The sequence below is a fragment of the Litoreibacter arenae DSM 19593 genome, from assembly GCF_000442275.2.
Lineage (GTDB): Bacteria > Pseudomonadota > Alphaproteobacteria > Rhodobacterales > Rhodobacteraceae > Litoreibacter > Litoreibacter arenae.
This window is the reverse complement of sequence record NZ_KE557314.1, coordinates 549,459-563,509: the sequence shown is the minus strand read 5'-3', so window position 1 is coordinate 563,509 and position 14,051 is coordinate 549,459. Positions and strand designations below refer to the sequence as shown.

Below are 14,051 nucleotides of genomic sequence, written 5' to 3'. Positions count from 1 at the left end.
CGCAGTCTTACGCCAACTGGGTCTGCCTTCAAGCGCTGATCAGGAGGAAACTGCCGTTAGCAGAGCCGGTTGTGGCGGCGGTGCTGCGTTGGGATGGGATGCAGTGAATCCTACCAAGGTCGCCCCGCCGCCCAGAGGTTGGAAGCGGCAAGTCAACACACGACCGTTGCTGAGCGTTGCCGTGTCGCTCCATTCCGAGCGGTCGCCGCGCTGGATGACAAAATCCCGCGCGTCGCCCCAGATCGGGCTGGGGCTGCTTTGCGACTGCCAAAGTCGCGTCGCGTCAGTGATGGTCAAATGGCTGATCGGGTCTTCCGGATCGGTGCCCCAGAGCTCGTCATAGGCCGCGTTGGTCATGGTGATAACACCGTCATCGCCGAACACCGCCAGCGCCTCCGGCAGGTGGTCCATAAGTGTCTGGTTCATCGACAATTCGCGACGGAACTTGCGAGTCAACGTGATCTCTGCCGTGATGTCTTCGAGCAGGAACGCCACCGCGCCTTCAGGGTGGGGCCGGCCCGTCACGCGGTAAATCTGGCCGGTGGGCAGGTTCCATGTTTCGCAATAGGTGCCGTCGGCCGCGGATTTTTCCAGCGCCGTGATCTTCTTGCGCCAGTCGGCGAAGTCCCGACGTTCCGGCAGCATGCGGTTTTCGCGCATCTGGTTGATGAAGTCATACAAGGTCGGGCGGGCGCTGAGCCATTCCGGCGGCAGATTGGTCAACTCCATCAGCGCGGGGTTGAACATGACCAATGCGCGGGAGCGGTCGAAGATCGCCAGCCCGATGGGCAGGGACGCGAAGGTCTGGGTCAGGGTCTGCATGAAGCTGCGCAAAGATTCCTCAGCCGCCACCGTTGCGCCTACGTCCAGAGCAAAGTTCAGCGTGCCGCTGCCGCTGCCAAAGCGCGTCACTTCATATGTCGTCTGCCCGCCGGATTTCATCGCAAGCACCGAACGCTTCGACCTTGCCGCGTCGCCACTGGTGCTGACAGGTCCGCCGTGAAACAGCCGCGCGGGAGGCCAGGTGCTGGCGTTTTGTGCAATGTCCGCCTTCGACAGCGCGGCCAGATAGGCCTTGTTCGCCCAATCCACCGTGCCATCCGCCGTCTCGCGCCATGACAGGTAAGGCGCGGCCTCGACCGTTGCCCGCATGACGGCAAGCTCGGCGGCGGCGGCGGAGACCTGATCGCTGTCCAGCAAAACCTTTTTCGACAAGGGCGCGTCAATACCCGCAAGACGCAGGTGCAGCACCGCACCTTCATATGTCGCCTCCAGCATCGCGGGGCCGTTCTGGGTCGCCTCGCTCAGCGTGAAGCTGTCGCTGTGGTTCAACGTGTCCGACAGGCGCTTTTGCAGGTCAGGGAAAATTTGCGACAGACGGTCGGTCAGTTGGTGATACACGTCCTCGTCAAGGTCTTCGAGGCTCAATGCCCGCCGGGCACGGGCGCAGGCGCCGACCAGTTCGCGGTTCTCGAAACGGAATTCCAGTTGCGGCTGCGCACTAAGACCGTTTGGTCGCCGCCGCCTTGTCCAGATATGAAGCGCTGCTGCACCAATCACGATGCCAAGGGCCGCCGACGCGGCCAGTTGAAGCAGTAGGTCTGTCATTAGTGTCACCTTCGATGCTGACATCGGTTCACCGGTGAAACTGACTCGCTATTCGTTAAGGGTAGATTAAATCTCGATGGGTTTGTTCTCGCCAAGCGGCCGCGATGCACCATCGCGCCGCTCTACCAGCGTGTCGGCGGGCCAGATTACTTCGGCAATCGCACCGTAGCGCGGCGTTGACGCCCCCCGCAGCCGGTCCGTGCCATTGGCGAAATTCACCTGCGCACCGGAGCGTTCAAGCAGCGTCTTGGCGATGAACAGGCCCAGCCCCATGCCCTCGTATTCCGGGCGCGAGGCGTCCTTCTCACGCCTGCCGCCACGCTTGATGAACGGGTCACCGATGCGTCCCAACAGGTCGGTCGGGTAGCCGGGGCCGTCATCCAGCACCCGCACGGTAACGGTGTCGCCGGACCACTTGGCCTCGACCCAAACTTGCGATGCGGCGAAATCCACCGCGTTTTGCACGAGGTTGCGGATGCCGTGGATAACCTCTGGGCGGCGGTAGATATGCGGCGTCTTTTCCGTCGTGCCGCCGTCAGTTCCAAACCTGAAAGTCACCGCCTTGCCGCGATTGGCGTGTGGCTCCGCCGCGTCGCGCAGAACCGAGCTGAGAGGCGCGGTGCGCAAATGCAGGTCGTCCTTTCCGGCGCGGCCCATGGAATGCAGGATATCGCGGCACCGGTCCGCCTGATCGCGGATCAGCGCGGCGTCCTCGCGCAGTTGCGGGTCCTCCAGCTCGTCCAGAAGCTCCGCGCTGACCAGCTTGATTGTGGCAAGCGGGGTGCCAAGCTCATGCGCGGCGGCGGCGATCACACCGCCCAGGTCGGTCAGTTTCTGTTCCCGCGACAAGGCCATCTGCGTGGCCAGCAACGCGCGGCTCATGGAGGTCGTCTCGGCGGTGACCCGCGATGCGTAGATGCCCAGAAACGCGATGCCGATCACCATGGCGACCCAGAACCCGACAACGAACAGCTGAGGCATACGCAAGACGAACCCCAGATCAGTGCGCAATGGCACGTAGAAGAAGCCCAGCAGGGTCACGAACAACACCGCAAGCCCGCCCAGAAACAGGGTCGATTTTACCCGCATGGTCATGGCTGAAACGGTCACCGGCGCCAACACCAGCAGCGCGAACGGGTTGTTCAGCCCGCCGGTTAGATACAGCAGAAAGGCCAGCTGCGTCAGGTCGAACAGCAGGGTGATGAACACCTCGCGCTCGGGCAGTCGGTGGTTTTCGGGGTATACGAAGATCGCCACCAGATTGGTAATGACCGACGCGCCGATAGCGAGAAAACACAGGCCCAGATCAATCTGCAAATCCAGATAGAAGCGCGCCACCAACAGCGCCGCGATCTGCCCCGTGACCGCAAACCATCGCAGAATTATCAGCGTGCGCAGCCGGACAACACCGCCTTGGGCGTCATTTGGCAGCAAGCCAAGCGTGGCGTTTACCATCGCGTAGATGTGAGCGGCAGCGTCATAATGGCCGATTGATACAGGCGGCGCGATGTAGGATCAACTGAGGCGTTGGAATTGAAGGCGGAGCAGCGGAATGAACAAGATATATGCAACAACGGCGATCGGTCTGGTCGTGGCAATGTTGGCTGGAACCGCTGCGTTCGTGGTGATGAACCGTGGCGGCGAGGACCAGTTCGCGTCTTGCCGTTCCTCTGCCGTGGCAGGTGGTGACATTGGCGGCGCGTTCGAGCTGGTCAGCGAAACCGGCGAGACGGTGACCAACGCCGACGTCATCACCAAGCCCACGCTGGTTTATTTCGGCTACACGTTCTGCCCCGATGTCTGCCCGCTGGACGCCGCCCGCAACGCGGAAGCGCTGGATCTGCTGGAGGAACGCGGTGTGGATGCGTCGGCGCTGTTCATCTCCATTGACCCGGAGCGGGACACGCCGGAGGTGATGGCCGAGTATACCGACGTCATGCACCCCAGGATGATCGGCCTGACCGGGACGCCCGAGCAAGTCAAAGCCGCGTCGCAGGCCTACAAGACCTACTACCAGAAGCAGCCGGGTGATCCGGAATACTATCTCGTGGACCACTCGACCTTCACCTACTTGGTATTGCCAGAGGTCGGTTTTGCCGAGTTCTTCCGCCGTGAAACCACGCCCGAAGAAATCGCTGAAACCGTGGCATGTTACGCCACGGCGTCGAGCTAAAGCGCGGCGTTCTGACGCGGTAGTGTTTGACGCGCCCCCTCCTGCGACCTACACCTTGTTAAAGGCCGCAACGCAGAGGGAATTTCCATGAGCGACAACGCGCTAAAAGATATTGGCGAGGATAACACGCTGCTCATCGTCGACGATGACGAGCCGTTTCTGCGCCGCCTTGCGCGTGCCATGGAAAAACGCGGCTTCGCGCCGGAAACAGCCGAAACCGTCGCCGCCGGTCGCGCCATCGCCACCGCCCGCCCGCCTGCCTATGCGGTGATCGACCTGCGCCTTGGCGACGGCAACGGTCTCGACGTGGTCGAGGTGCTGCGCGAGAAGCGTCCCGACGCCAAGATCGTGGTGCTGACGGGCTACGGCGCAATCGCCACCGCCGTGGCGGCGGTGAAGATCGGGGCGACGGACTACCTGTCCAAGCCCGCCGACGCCAATGACGTGACCAACGCGCTACTGGCCAATGGCGATGAGTTGCCGCCCCCGCCGGAAAACCCCATGTCAGCCGACCGTGTGCGTTGGGAGCATATCCAGCGGGTCTATGAGCTGTGCGACCGCAACGTCTCAGAGACCGCGCGCCGGCTGAGCATGCACCGCCGCACGTTGCAACGCATCCTTGCGAAGCGGTCGCCGAAATGAAACGTGCGCTGGCGTGTGTCGGCCTGTTGGCGGCCTGCGCCCCTGCGGGGCCGAACGTGCCGCGCTCTGACCGTATTCCCTACACGCTTGACGCGGGTGGTGTGCAACTGTCCGACCGTGCGCAGCGCATTGATTTCGGGCGCACGGACCACTCGACCATCCCTGCCATGACCAAGCTGGTCGGACGCGGACCCACCGCCACGCGTGATTGCGCAGGCGGCGGGCAGCAGGTCGAATGGCCCGACGGCACCGCGTTGGTCTTTGCCGCAGGGGAGTTCCGCGGCTGGACCAACGCGGCAGGCAGCGCTGGGCTTAGCTGCTGAGCAGCCCAGCCCCCATCGCCGCCAATGCGACGGCGTGGATCAGCATGATCGCGCGGTCTTTCCACAGGACACCCACCGCGAACCATCCGATCAGGCCGACCAGAAACAGGTAAATGTTCAGCGGCGCCATCCCGAATGCGGTCGTGGCGTAGCCCGCGATCTGGACCAGTGAGGCCGCCCATTTCAGGGAGAATATGGCGGCCTCACGGTCCAGCGCTCTGAGGGTGGACGTTACCATAGGTCGCGTCCGTATTGCTCGGAGCGTCGCGACACGCCGTCCCGCCGCGCCGCACGGGGGGAGCGGATATAGCGGTCGGCGTGATCCTTCAGATGGTCGGGGAAGTCCGCGCGGCGGCGCATGGCAGTGATCAGGCTGTCGGCGATGATACTAAACATGGGTTATAGTCCTTCTATGAAGTGATAACCCATCATGCGCTGCTTGCCTTTGCCATGCACGTCAGTATGATTTCACATATGTTAGCTCAACTTTCATATACCTGATGGACTGGCGCGATATCCCGTCCTTGTCAGCGCTCAAGGCGTTCGAGGCCACCGCGCGGCTTGGCAGTTTCTCGGCTGCGGCGCGGGAGTTGAACGTGACCCACGCTGCCATCGCCCAGCATGTGCGCGGGCTGGAGGCGGAGTTCGGCGCGGAGCTGGCCTTCCGCGAAGGCACCGGCATGGCGCTGACCGAAGCGGGACGGGCGCTGTCCCTGTCCTTGGGTGAAGGCTTCGGCACCATCGCCAGCGGCGTGCGCGACATCGGGGCGCTGCGCCAGAACCAACCGCTGAAGGTTGCCCTGACCGCGACCTTTGCAGAAAACTGGCTGATGCCGCGCATCGGCGCGTTCTGGGCAGAGCATCCCGACATAGAAGTCGCCTTGCAGCCATCCAACGCAGTCGTCGACATGCGCCGCGACGGCTTCGATCTGGCGATCCGCTACGGCCATGGCGACTGGGCGGGGCTGGAGGCGGAATTGCTGGTCCACGCCAACTACGTCGTCGTGGCCTGCCCCGAACTGGCGGCTAAGACGAACGACACCACAATGCTGGGCCTGTGTTCCCTGCCATGGGTGTTCGAGGCCGGACGGATGGAGCAGCGCGTCTGGGCGGAGGAGGTCGGGCTTGATCTGTCCTGCACCACCAGCATCGACCTGCCTACCAATTCGCTGGTTCTGTCCGCGACGCGCGGCGGTGCGGGGTTGTCGATCCAGACACGCGCGATGGTGGAGGGCGACTTGCAACGCGGCACGCTTGTCTGCCTGCAAGAAGCACCTGTTTCCACGCTGGGCTACTACCTTGCGACCCGCCCCGTGCCTCGATCTCAGGCCCTCAAAACCTTCATCAGATGGCTGAAATCGGCGGCGGCCTGAATCTGGCCGCGACGCTAATCAAATCAAAAACACCCCCTTTTTGATTTGATTGAATTAACCACCTCGAAACAGGTGTAAACGCACTCTCAGCCATCGCCTTGCGGGCCTGCAAAAGCTGGTTAACGCTCGCTACAGTGCAGCGTAACCCATGGGTTACCTCAGGTGCATCCGCTTGTGGACACGGTCCACGGGTGTTCCGTCACTCAAAGGCACGGCGCGGGTCACGGAATGGTCCTCGAACCCCATCTTGGAATAGTAGGCCAAGCCGCCCGTATTGTCGGCGCGGATGGTGGCGTCGAGCAGCGTATACCCCACTTCACGACAGCGTTTCAGGGTCTGTTCGAACAGCGCTGAGCCGATGCCACGCTGCATGGTTCCGGGCCGAGCGAAAGTTGCAATAGTCCCCATACCGTCCTTGTCGGGGCTCATCCATTGAAAGCCAACAATCGCGCCGTCAGCTTCGGCCACATGCAGAAAAGTCCGGTCGTCTTCGGGTGCGATGAAACGGTCGAAATGCGAAGACTCAATCGGTTTCTGGTAAGCGGTCGTGCCGCCAATCGCGATGACCTCGTTCAGGATCGCTGTCATGGCGTCGCGGTCCTCAGGGGCGACTTTGCGGATAATCATAACGCCTCCGACAATGCGTTGAAGCGGGCCAGAAACTCCGCCTTCACCTCCATAGGCGGGCGAGGGACCAGCTTGTCGGGTAGGGGTATGCTGCCGCGTGGCGCGCCGAAGAACCTGTTGCTCTCCTCAATGGAAAACCCCGCAATCTGCGTCGCCTCCAGCCATGCCGACAGCTTGTCGGCTTTCTTGATCTGCTTTTTCACCGCCACCGGAATCGCCGCGGGCAGGCCAAAACGCAGATGGATGGCGGCGGTCAGCCGGTCATCGAGTTCCGCATATCCCGGCCCAACGGCGTTCTTCACGGGCGAAATCATGTCCCCGATCACATATTCCGGCGCATCATGCAGCAAGGCGGCAAGTTGCCATTTAACTGGCGCGTTAGGGTTGGCGGCGGAGTAGAGCCGTTCGACCAGCACGGAATGCTCCGCCACGGAATAGGCGAACTCGCCCATGGTCTGCCCGTTCCAGCGTGCGACAAAAGCCAGCCCGTGGGCGATGTCCTCGATCTCTATATCCATCGGGGTCGGGTCCAGCAGGTCCAGCCTGCGACCGGATAACATGCGTTGCCATGCGCGGGGTTGTTTCATGTCTATCCCACCTTTTCGTGATCGTCTGGAACTTCGGCGCGGTTGCCCCGTTCTATCCCCGAAGGAGAAACCGATGAAACCGCTTTTTATTGCCGCCGCACTTGCCTTTAGCACCTTGCCTGCCGTCGCGCAGGATGACGTGGTCTGCATGGCCACGGAGGAAATGGAGGCGTCGCTGGTCGACTGGTATGACGAAACCCCTGCTGTGATGGCCGAGGACGGCACCATCGTGTGGGCGTCCGGCATCGGTGGGACGTGGACAATGGTCAGCTACAACGAAGACGGCACAAGCTGCGCATTGGCCCAAGGTGACAACTGGTCGCCGAAGATGGACGCCGACGCCTTGCTGGCAAGCCTGCCGTTCGGCCAAGGGTAGCCGGTTCCCATTGAGATCAGCGCATTTAGCTGTTACGCGGTTCGCAAATTCCCATGAGGACCGCATCAATGGCAAACGACTACATCGTCAAGGACATCAATCTGGCCGCATTCGGCCGCAAAGAGCTTGATATCGCAGAAACCGAAATGCCGGGGCTGATGGCCCTGCGCGACGAGTATGGCGAGAGCAAACCGCTTGCCGGGTCGCGCATCGTCGGCTCACTGCACATGACCATCCAGACGGCTGTTTTGATCGAGACATTGGTGGCCCTTGGTGCCGATGTGCGCTGGGCGTCGTGCAACATCTTCTCGACCCAAGACCACGCCGCTGCGGCGATTGCCGAGGCTGGCGTTCCGGTCTTTGCGATCAAGGGGCAGTCGCTGGAGGAGCATTGGGATTACCTCGACAAGTCGTTCATGTTCCCGGAGGGCCCGAACCTGATCCTCGACGATGGCGGCGACGCGACGCTGTATATCCTGCTGGGTGCCCGCATCGAAGGCGGCGAGGCCTTTGGCGTCGCAACCTCCGAGGAAGAGGAAGCCATTCAGGCCCAGATCAAGAAACGCATGGAAGCCAGCCCCGGCTGGTTCACCAAGATGCGTGACCAGATCAAGGGCGTATCCGAGGAAACCACCACCGGCGTGCACCGCCTCTATGATCTGGTGAAGAAGGGGCAACTGCCCTTCCCCGCGATCAACGTGAATGACTCGGTGACCAAGTCGAAGTTCGACAACAAATACGGCTGCAAGGAATCGCTGGTCGACGGCATCCGCCGCGCCACGGATACGATGATGGCGGGCAAGGTTGCTGTGGTGATGGGCTATGGCGACGTGGGCAAAGGCTCGGCTGCTAGCTTGCGCGGTGCCGGTGCGCGGGTGAAGGTGACCGAGGTCGATCCGATCTGCGCGCTGCAAGCGGCCATGGACGGGTTCGAGGTTGTGCTGCTGGAGGACGTCGTGTCCTCCGCCGATATTTTCATCACCACCACCGGCAACAAGGACGTAATCCGCATCGAGCATATGCGCGAGATGAAGGACATGGCGATCGTCGGCAACATTGGCCATTTCGACAACGAAATCCAGGTGGCCGCGCTGAAGAACCACAAGTGGACCAACATCAAGGAACAGGTCGACATGATCGAGATGCCCAACGGCAACCGCTTGATCCTGTTGTCCGAGGGCCGCTTGCTGAACCTTGGCAACGCCACCGGTCACCCGTCCTTCGTGATGTCCGCCTCCTTCACCAATCAGGTGCTGGCGCAGATGGAGCTTTGGACCAACAACGATGCCTACAAGAACGACGTCTACATCCTGCCGAAGCATCTGGACGAGAAGGTCGCGCGTCTGCATCTGGACCGGATCGGCGTGAAGCTGTCGAAACTGGACGCAGAGCAAGCCGCCTATATCGGGGTGTCGCCTGACGGTCCGTTCAAGCCGGAACATTACCGCTATTAAGGGGTCGGCGTCATAGCCACCTTTCGCATATTGCTGAGTATTCTGAGCGCCATCGCGGCTTTTTCTGCGGTGGCGTTTGGTATTTACTGGGCGTTTACCGATCCACGCAGTCCCGTTCCGCGCGAGTGGAACCCGTTGGAGGAACTTGCGGTCTCCGACCCCGTGACGCCGGTGACCGCATTCAAGCTGCGGCGCGTGGTGGCTGATCCCGCCACCTGCCTGCGGGTGCTGGGCGGCGCCGCACAATATACGCCCATGGAACCCTTGGAGGCCGCGGATCGGTGCGGCATTGCCAACCGCGTCGACCTGTCCGGCGTCGGGGCTTCACGGTTGCAAACGGTGGAGACTGCCTGCGAAACCGCGCTGAGGCTGGCGATGTGGGAGCGTCACGGCATCCAACCCGCCGCGCTGGAGCATCTGGGGCAGGGGGTCCGGTCCCTGCGTCATATCGGCAGCTACAACTGCCGCCCTATTCGGGGCTCTCGTTCGCGGATGAGCACGCACGCCACCGCGTCCTCCATCGACATCGGCGGGGTGACATTGGTGGACGGCACGCGGGTGGAATTGCTCAGCGATTGGGACGGCACGCCCGCACAACAAGCCTTCCTGCGGGCATTGCGCGACAGCGGGTGCCAGTGGTTTTCCACGGTGCTTGGGCCGGACTACAATGCGCTCCACGCGGACCATTTTCATTTGCAAAACAAGGGTTGGGGCACCTGCCGCTAGGCTCGATGCCGCTTGCGGGGAAAAACCGGGGATTTTTTCCTTTGGATTGGCTGATTTAGTGCCTATTGTCCGCTTTAAGACCTGTTTTGGGGTCTGCAACAGGGCCGGATGCGCCTGAACATTGGTGGGAGAAATTACTATGGGAAAACGTGACGAGCTGATTGCTGTCTACGCCGACGATCTGAAAAACAAATGCGGCATGACGCCTGACATGGACCTGCTGACCAAGGTCACCATCGGCTGTGGTCCGGCGATCTACAATGCCGACGCCTCGACCGTGGCAGGCAGTCAGCCGGAAGAGCTGGAAACCGTCAAGAACAACTTCCTGATCAAGAAACTGGGCCTGTCCGACAGCCCGCAGTTGATGGAAGCCATCAACTCGGTGATCGAGACTTATGGCAAATCCGAGCGCAACAAATACCGCGCCGTGGTCTATTACATGCTGACCAAGCATTTCGGCAAAGAGTCCGTCTACGGCTAAACCCTGCCCTTTACACAGTTTCTAACGCCCGCCGGTTTCCGCGCGGGCGTTTTCCGTTCCGGGTCTGGAAAATTTGACAGAAATGGGGATCGAATTGCGCGGATAGTTTGTTTGCAATGCGCGGTCCCTGCGGCTACCCATAAGACACCGAGCCAGTAAGGCCGGATCCAGTTTCAAAGACACGTGGTGCGAGTAACCAAACACGTGGGGTAGAAGAGGGTTCCGGGGGGTCGGAACCCTCTTTTCATTTGTAGAACCAAGCCAGTAAAGTTGAGCGCTAGAGGCGTCTGGTGAAATCCATAACGGCCTCGGCGCAGAGGGTAGGGCGCATTTGCAGCAGAAAATGGGGGCCTTCGATCTGCACTACTTTTGCGCCTTTGTCAGCGAACTGACGTGCATGTCGCTTTGGCACCAACCGATCATGATTAGCCCTCAGATAGAGCATCGGGTGCTTTGGCGTGGCCGTATGACGCGATTGCAAGGTCTGTGTCAGTCTGTAGGCCAAGGTGTGCGGCGGCACACTTGCGATAGCAGTTTTCAAGGCGCCCGAAAGAGTGCTGCGCGTGAGCGTATTGATGGTGAATAGCTGCATGAGCCTTAGAAAGAGCGACGTTCGTAACGGCATATAAGCGAGCGCCTTTGCAAAAACGGGCGGGATGGCCCGAACCCGTGCGGTGAAGCTGGCGACGAAGGCGATACCGCGCAGATTTGTCCCTGCCCGCGCTGCGAGGATCACAGCAAGCGGACCTGCGAAAGACTCGGCGACCAAAACATAACGCTCGTCGGTCGGGAGTAGCGGTGAGATATAGTCGGCGAGGTCGGCGTAGCTGGTTAGAGCGGTGGGATAGGTCATGACGTCGAGTTGTGTGATCGGCTTTAGGGCTTTCTTGAACTCATCGTGCAGCAGGCCGGTCCCATCGAGGCCGGGCAGCAGAACAAGCTTCAAAGTCCGCCCATCTTGCAGACGATTTTCCACTCCTCGGCGGTGACCGGTTGCACTGACAGGCGGGCCTGCTTGACCAGTGCCATGTCGTCGAGCCGCCCGTCTGCCTTGACTTGATCCAGCGTCACGGGTGTTTTCAAAGGCTTCACAGCCTTGATGTCCACGCACTCCCAGCGGTCGTCGTCGGTGGTGCTGTCGGGGTGGGCCTCGGCGCAGACTTCGACTATACCGACGATCTCGCGGTCCTTTTGCGAGTGGTAGAAGAATCCGCGGTCGCCTACCGACATCTCCCGCATGAAGTTGCGGGCCTGATAGTTGCGCACACCGTCCCATTCCTCGCCCGCGTCGCCTTTGGCGACTTGGTCGTCCCATGACCACGTGGACGGCTCGGATTTGAACAACCAGTAGCGCATCAGCCGATCACCTTGTTCCACTGCTCCAGCCGCACCTCGGAGAACAGTCCTGCCTGGGCGTAGGGGTCGGCGGCAGCCCAAGCGTGGGCCGCATCCATATCCGGCACGTCCAACACAATGAGCGAGCCGGACATATCGCCGGATTCATCGAGAAACGGGCCTGCCTGCACGACTGCATCGGTGCTTTTCAAATAGGCCACATGCGCATCTCGATTGGCAAGGCGGGTTTCCAGATTGTTCGGTTTATCGGTGCAAATCAGGGCGATAAGCATAAGGCCATTCCTTTGTCAGCGGTCGGGACAGCAGCATCGAGACCGCTTGTTCCAGTGTCAGTTTCTCTTCTACCATTCCGGCGACCATGTTGGCGATGGGCATATCCACGCCTTTGGCCCCGGCCAGCTTTACGATGGCGCGGGCGGTGTGGCGGCCCTCGGTGGTGGCGGACGGGGCGGGGCCTTTGCCGCCAAGGGACAGGCCGAAGGTAAAGTTACGCGATTGCTCGGAGGTGCAGGTCAGCGCCAGATCGCCGAAGCCCGCGAGCCCTGCGAGGGTTTCGGGTTTGGCCCCCATGGCGACGGCCATACGCAGCATTTCGGCCATGCCGCGTGTCATCAGCGCAGCGCGCGCGCTTTCGCCAAGGCCCGCCCCGATACAGATGCCGCAAGCGATGGCGATGACGTTTTTCAAGGCCCCGCCAAGTTCAGCCCCGATGGGATCGTGGGACAGGTAGAGGCGCAGGGTGTCGGTGGACAGGGCCTCCTGCAACTCCTCGCCCATGTCGCTGTTGGTGGCGATGACCAGCGCGGTGGGTAGGCCGCGGGCGATGTCTGCGGCGAAGCTGGGGCCGGTGAGGATGGCAGAAGGCGCGTCCAGTAAGTCGTCGATGATCGCGGTAGGGCCGCGCCCGGTGGCAAGGTCCACGCCCTTGCTGCACGCGATGGCGGCTTTGGGCTTGGGTTTCGTGTCCTCCAGATAGCCCGATAGCGCCTGCATTGGGACGGCGAGCAGCAGCAGGTCGTCTTGGGTCACGTTCAGCACGGTGGTGAGCGTGATGCTCTCAGGGATCGGCACGCCCTTCAGGCGCGGGTTGTCGCGGCTGGTTTGGAACGCGTCGACATTACGGCCCACAAGCGTGACCTCGCGGCCTGCCATATCCAAGGCGACGGCCAGTGCGGAGCCGAACGCGCCCGCGCCTGCGACGGTGATTTTGGTCATGCTTTCGCTCCTTTTTTGCCGGAGCCCAGCATCGCAGGGGCGGCGGCATCCAGCGGCCAGCGGGGCCGCGCGGTGAGGGTCATATCGTCGATCAGGCCAAGGCGGTATTGCTCAATCCCCGCCCATGCGATCATCGCGGCGTTGTCGGTGCACAGCTTTAGCGGCGGGGCGGTGAAGCGGACGCCGTGCTGCTCCGCGAGCTCCGACAGGCTGTCGCGGATGGCTTGGTTCGCGGCGACGCCACCGGCGACGGCGATGGCGGGGGCTTTCGGCTCCAACGTAAGATACTGCGTCAGGGCACGGCGTGTCTTTTCGGTCAGCACATCCGTCACGGCGGCTTGGAAACTGGCGGACAGATTCGCCTGATCTTGCGGGTGAAGCCCGCCTTGCTCCGCGACCAGTGCATCGCGGGTTCGCAGGGCGGCGGTTTTGAGGCCGGAAAAGGACATATCATACCCCTCGCGGTCCAGCAGGGGGCGGGGCAGCTTGTGGGATTGGGAGTCGCCATTTTTAGCAGCCTGTTCGATCGAAGGCCCGCCCGGCTGCGGCAGGCCGATCAGCTTGGCGACCTTATCGAACGCCTCGCCGGGCGCGTCGTCGATGGTGCCGCCGAGGCGTTGGAATTCCGTGACGGAATGCGCAATGAGGAATTGGCAATGTCCGCCGGAGACCAGCAGTATCAGGTAGGGGAACTCCAACTGATCCGTCAGGCGCGGGGTCAGGGCGTGGCCTGCGAGGTGGTTCACGCCCACCAGCGGCTTGCCCGATCCAGCGGCCAGCCCTTTGGCGCACATCACGCCGGACATGACCCCGCCGATCAGGCCGGGGCCTGCGGTGACGGCGATGGCGTCCATATCCGCAAGGGTCAGGCCGGCCGTGGCAAGGGCGGCCTCCACCATGACGTCCAGCTTTTCGGCATGGGCGCGGGCGGCGATTTCAGGGACGACGCCGCCGAAATCGGCGTGCAGGTCGGTCTGTCCGAACACCTCGTTCGACAGGATTTCGGGCGGATGGCCGGGCGCGTGGCGCACAACGGCGGCGGCGGTGTCGTCGCAGCTACTTTCGATGCCAAGGAGGGTGAGGGTTTGCGCCAAGGTGTCGGGCCTGTTG

19 protein-coding genes are annotated in these 14,051 nt (G+C 61.9%); 8 read left to right on the top strand and 11 right to left on the bottom strand.

The window, feature by feature from the left end:
- Positions 1-39 precede the first annotated feature (39 nt).
- The gene (locus THALAR_RS15170; RefSeq protein ID WP_021102472.1) at positions 40-1,608 is read right to left on the bottom strand and encodes a PAS-domain containing protein; all 1,569 of its coding nucleotides are present in this window, start codon (positions 1,606-1,608) and stop codon (positions 40-42) included.
- Between the two features lie 66 nt (positions 1,609-1,674).
- A complete protein-coding gene (regB, locus tag THALAR_RS15165) occupies positions 1,675-3,063 on the bottom strand; it encodes a sensor histidine kinase RegB (protein WP_021102471.1) in 1,389 nt (462 codons plus the stop codon).
- A 97-nt stretch (positions 3,064-3,160) separates the two neighbouring features.
- On the opposite strand from regB, the gene THALAR_RS15160 reads away from it, so the two are divergent.
- The 3 genes from THALAR_RS15160 (at position 3,161) to THALAR_RS15150 (ending at position 4,746) form a co-directional block, all read left to right on the top strand.
- Positions 3,161-3,781, top strand: coding sequence for an SCO family protein (locus THALAR_RS15160; RefSeq protein WP_021102470.1), 621 nt, complete (start codon positions 3,161-3,163; stop codon positions 3,779-3,781).
- Between the two features lie 87 nt (positions 3,782-3,868).
- A complete protein-coding gene (locus THALAR_RS15155; protein WP_021102469.1) occupies positions 3,869-4,423 on the top strand; it encodes an ActR/PrrA/RegA family redox response regulator transcription factor in 555 nt (184 codons plus the stop codon).
- Positions 4,420-4,746, top strand: a complete 327-nt coding sequence (locus tag THALAR_RS15150; RefSeq protein ID WP_021102468.1) for a hypothetical protein — start codon at positions 4,420-4,422, stop codon at positions 4,744-4,746. Before THALAR_RS15155 ends, THALAR_RS15150 begins: the two co-directional genes overlap by 4 nt.
- Here THALAR_RS15150 and THALAR_RS15145 read toward each other — a convergent pair.
- Positions 4,736-4,984: a DUF6552 family protein gene (locus tag THALAR_RS15145; protein ID WP_021102467.1), complete on the bottom strand. Its 249-nt coding sequence runs from the start codon at positions 4,982-4,984 to the stop codon at positions 4,736-4,738. The genes THALAR_RS15150 and THALAR_RS15145 overlap by 11 nt on opposite strands.
- Positions 4,978-5,142 (bottom strand): hypothetical protein, encoded by a 165-nt coding sequence (locus THALAR_RS18475; protein WP_021102466.1) that lies wholly within the window; start codon positions 5,140-5,142, stop codon positions 4,978-4,980. Before THALAR_RS18475 ends, THALAR_RS15145 begins: the two co-directional genes overlap by 7 nt.
- Before the next feature lie 104 nt (positions 5,143-5,246).
- Here THALAR_RS18475 and THALAR_RS15140 point away from each other — a divergent pair, with 104 nt between their 5' ends.
- Positions 5,247-6,119, top strand: a complete 873-nt coding sequence (locus THALAR_RS15140; protein WP_021102465.1) for a LysR family transcriptional regulator — start codon at positions 5,247-5,249, stop codon at positions 6,117-6,119.
- Positions 6,120-6,272: 153 nt separating this feature from the next.
- On the opposite strand, the gene THALAR_RS15135 is transcribed toward THALAR_RS15140, so the two are convergent.
- Both THALAR_RS15135 and THALAR_RS15130 read right to left on the bottom strand, forming a co-directional pair.
- A complete protein-coding gene (locus THALAR_RS15135; protein WP_021102464.1) occupies positions 6,273-6,746 on the bottom strand; it encodes a GNAT family N-acetyltransferase in 474 nt (157 codons plus the stop codon).
- On the bottom strand, positions 6,743-7,333 hold the full coding sequence (locus tag THALAR_RS15130; RefSeq protein ID WP_021102463.1) for an HD domain-containing protein: 591 nt from the start codon (positions 7,331-7,333) through the stop codon (positions 6,743-6,745). The genes THALAR_RS15135 and THALAR_RS15130 overlap by 4 nt, the downstream gene beginning before the upstream one ends.
- Positions 7,334-7,406: 73 nt before the next feature.
- Here THALAR_RS15130 and THALAR_RS15125 point away from each other — a divergent pair, with 73 nt between their 5' ends.
- The 4 genes from THALAR_RS15125 (at position 7,407) to THALAR_RS15110 (ending at position 10,370) form a co-directional block, all read left to right on the top strand.
- Positions 7,407-7,709, top strand: coding sequence for a hypothetical protein (locus tag THALAR_RS15125; protein WP_021102462.1), 303 nt, complete (start codon positions 7,407-7,409; stop codon positions 7,707-7,709).
- Positions 7,710-7,777: 68 nt separating this feature from the next.
- Positions 7,778-9,163: an adenosylhomocysteinase gene (ahcY, locus tag THALAR_RS15120; RefSeq protein ID WP_021102461.1), complete on the top strand. Its 1,386-nt coding sequence runs from the start codon at positions 7,778-7,780 to the stop codon at positions 9,161-9,163.
- A gap of 30 nt (positions 9,164-9,193) precedes the next feature.
- A complete protein-coding gene (locus tag THALAR_RS15115) occupies positions 9,194-9,889 on the top strand; it encodes an extensin-like domain-containing protein (RefSeq protein WP_021102460.1) in 696 nt (231 codons plus the stop codon).
- A gap of 139 nt (positions 9,890-10,028) precedes the next feature.
- Positions 10,029-10,370, top strand: a complete 342-nt coding sequence (locus tag THALAR_RS15110) for a DUF2853 family protein (RefSeq protein WP_021102459.1) — start codon at positions 10,029-10,031, stop codon at positions 10,368-10,370.
- 277 nt (positions 10,371-10,647) lie between these two features.
- Here THALAR_RS15110 and THALAR_RS15105 read toward each other — a convergent pair whose 3' ends face one another.
- The 5 genes from THALAR_RS15105 to tsaD are packed head-to-tail and all read right to left on the bottom strand — an operon-like array spanning position 10,648 to position 14,035.
- Entirely contained in the window at positions 10,648-11,346 is a 699-nt protein-coding gene (locus THALAR_RS15105; protein ID WP_154666815.1) for an alpha/beta fold hydrolase, read from the bottom strand.
- Positions 11,313-11,726, bottom strand: coding sequence for an EVE domain-containing protein (locus THALAR_RS15100; protein WP_021102456.1), 414 nt, complete (start codon positions 11,724-11,726; stop codon positions 11,313-11,315). The genes THALAR_RS15105 and THALAR_RS15100 overlap by 34 nt, the downstream gene beginning before the upstream one ends.
- Positions 11,726-11,998 (bottom strand): YciI family protein, encoded by a 273-nt coding sequence (locus tag THALAR_RS15095; RefSeq protein WP_021102455.1) that lies wholly within the window; start codon positions 11,996-11,998, stop codon positions 11,726-11,728. Before THALAR_RS15095 ends, THALAR_RS15100 begins: the two co-directional genes overlap by 1 nt.
- Positions 11,970-12,941 carry an NAD(P)H-dependent glycerol-3-phosphate dehydrogenase gene (locus tag THALAR_RS15090; RefSeq protein WP_021102454.1) on the bottom strand — a complete coding sequence of 324 codons (972 nt, stop codon included), beginning with the start codon at positions 12,939-12,941 and terminating at the stop codon, positions 11,970-11,972. Before THALAR_RS15090 ends, THALAR_RS15095 begins: the two co-directional genes overlap by 29 nt.
- On the bottom strand, positions 12,938-14,035 hold the full coding sequence (gene tsaD, locus THALAR_RS15085; RefSeq protein WP_021102453.1) for a tRNA (adenosine(37)-N6)-threonylcarbamoyltransferase complex transferase subunit TsaD: 1,098 nt from the start codon (positions 14,033-14,035) through the stop codon (positions 12,938-12,940). The genes THALAR_RS15090 and tsaD overlap by 4 nt, the downstream gene beginning before the upstream one ends.
- Positions 14,036-14,051 lie beyond the last annotated feature (16 nt).

Excerpts from the sequence above, each read along its gene's own strand:
- regB (WP_021102471.1), bottom strand. The coding sequence starts at position 3,063 with ATGGTAAACGCCACGCTTGGCTTGCTGCCAAATGACGCCCAAGGCGGT.
- ahcY (WP_021102461.1), top strand. The coding sequence starts at position 7,778 with ATGGCAAACGACTACATCGTCAAGGACATCAATCTGGCCGCATTCGGC.
- THALAR_RS15170 (WP_021102472.1), bottom strand. The coding sequence starts at position 1,608 with ATGACAGACCTACTGCTTCAACTGGCCGCGTCGGCGGCCCTTGGCATC.
- THALAR_RS15100 (WP_021102456.1), bottom strand. The coding sequence starts at position 11,726 with ATGCGCTACTGGTTGTTCAAATCCGAGCCGTCCACGTGGTCATGGGAC.
- THALAR_RS15140 (WP_021102465.1), top strand. The coding sequence starts at position 5,247 with ATGGACTGGCGCGATATCCCGTCCTTGTCAGCGCTCAAGGCGTTCGAG.
- THALAR_RS15135 (WP_021102464.1), bottom strand. The coding sequence starts at position 6,746 with ATGATTATCCGCAAAGTCGCCCCTGAGGACCGCGACGCCATGACAGCG.
- THALAR_RS15155 (WP_021102469.1), top strand. The coding sequence starts at position 3,869 with ATGAGCGACAACGCGCTAAAAGATATTGGCGAGGATAACACGCTGCTC.
- THALAR_RS15130 (WP_021102463.1), bottom strand. The coding sequence starts at position 7,333 with ATGAAACAACCCCGCGCATGGCAACGCATGTTATCCGGTCGCAGGCTG.
- THALAR_RS18475 (WP_021102466.1), bottom strand. The coding sequence starts at position 5,142 with ATGTTTAGTATCATCGCCGACAGCCTGATCACTGCCATGCGCCGCCGC.
- THALAR_RS15090 (WP_021102454.1), bottom strand. The coding sequence starts at position 12,941 with ATGACCAAAATCACCGTCGCAGGCGCGGGCGCGTTCGGCTCCGCACTG.
- THALAR_RS15110 (WP_021102459.1), top strand. The coding sequence starts at position 10,029 with ATGGGAAAACGTGACGAGCTGATTGCTGTCTACGCCGACGATCTGAAA.
- THALAR_RS15160 (WP_021102470.1), top strand. The coding sequence starts at position 3,161 with ATGAACAAGATATATGCAACAACGGCGATCGGTCTGGTCGTGGCAATG.
- THALAR_RS15150 (WP_021102468.1), top strand. The coding sequence starts at position 4,420 with ATGAAACGTGCGCTGGCGTGTGTCGGCCTGTTGGCGGCCTGCGCCCCT.
- THALAR_RS15095 (WP_021102455.1), bottom strand. The coding sequence starts at position 11,998 with ATGCTTATCGCCCTGATTTGCACCGATAAACCGAACAATCTGGAAACC.
- THALAR_RS15125 (WP_021102462.1), top strand. The coding sequence starts at position 7,407 with ATGAAACCGCTTTTTATTGCCGCCGCACTTGCCTTTAGCACCTTGCCT.
- THALAR_RS15145 (WP_021102467.1), bottom strand. The coding sequence starts at position 4,984 with ATGGTAACGTCCACCCTCAGAGCGCTGGACCGTGAGGCCGCCATATTC.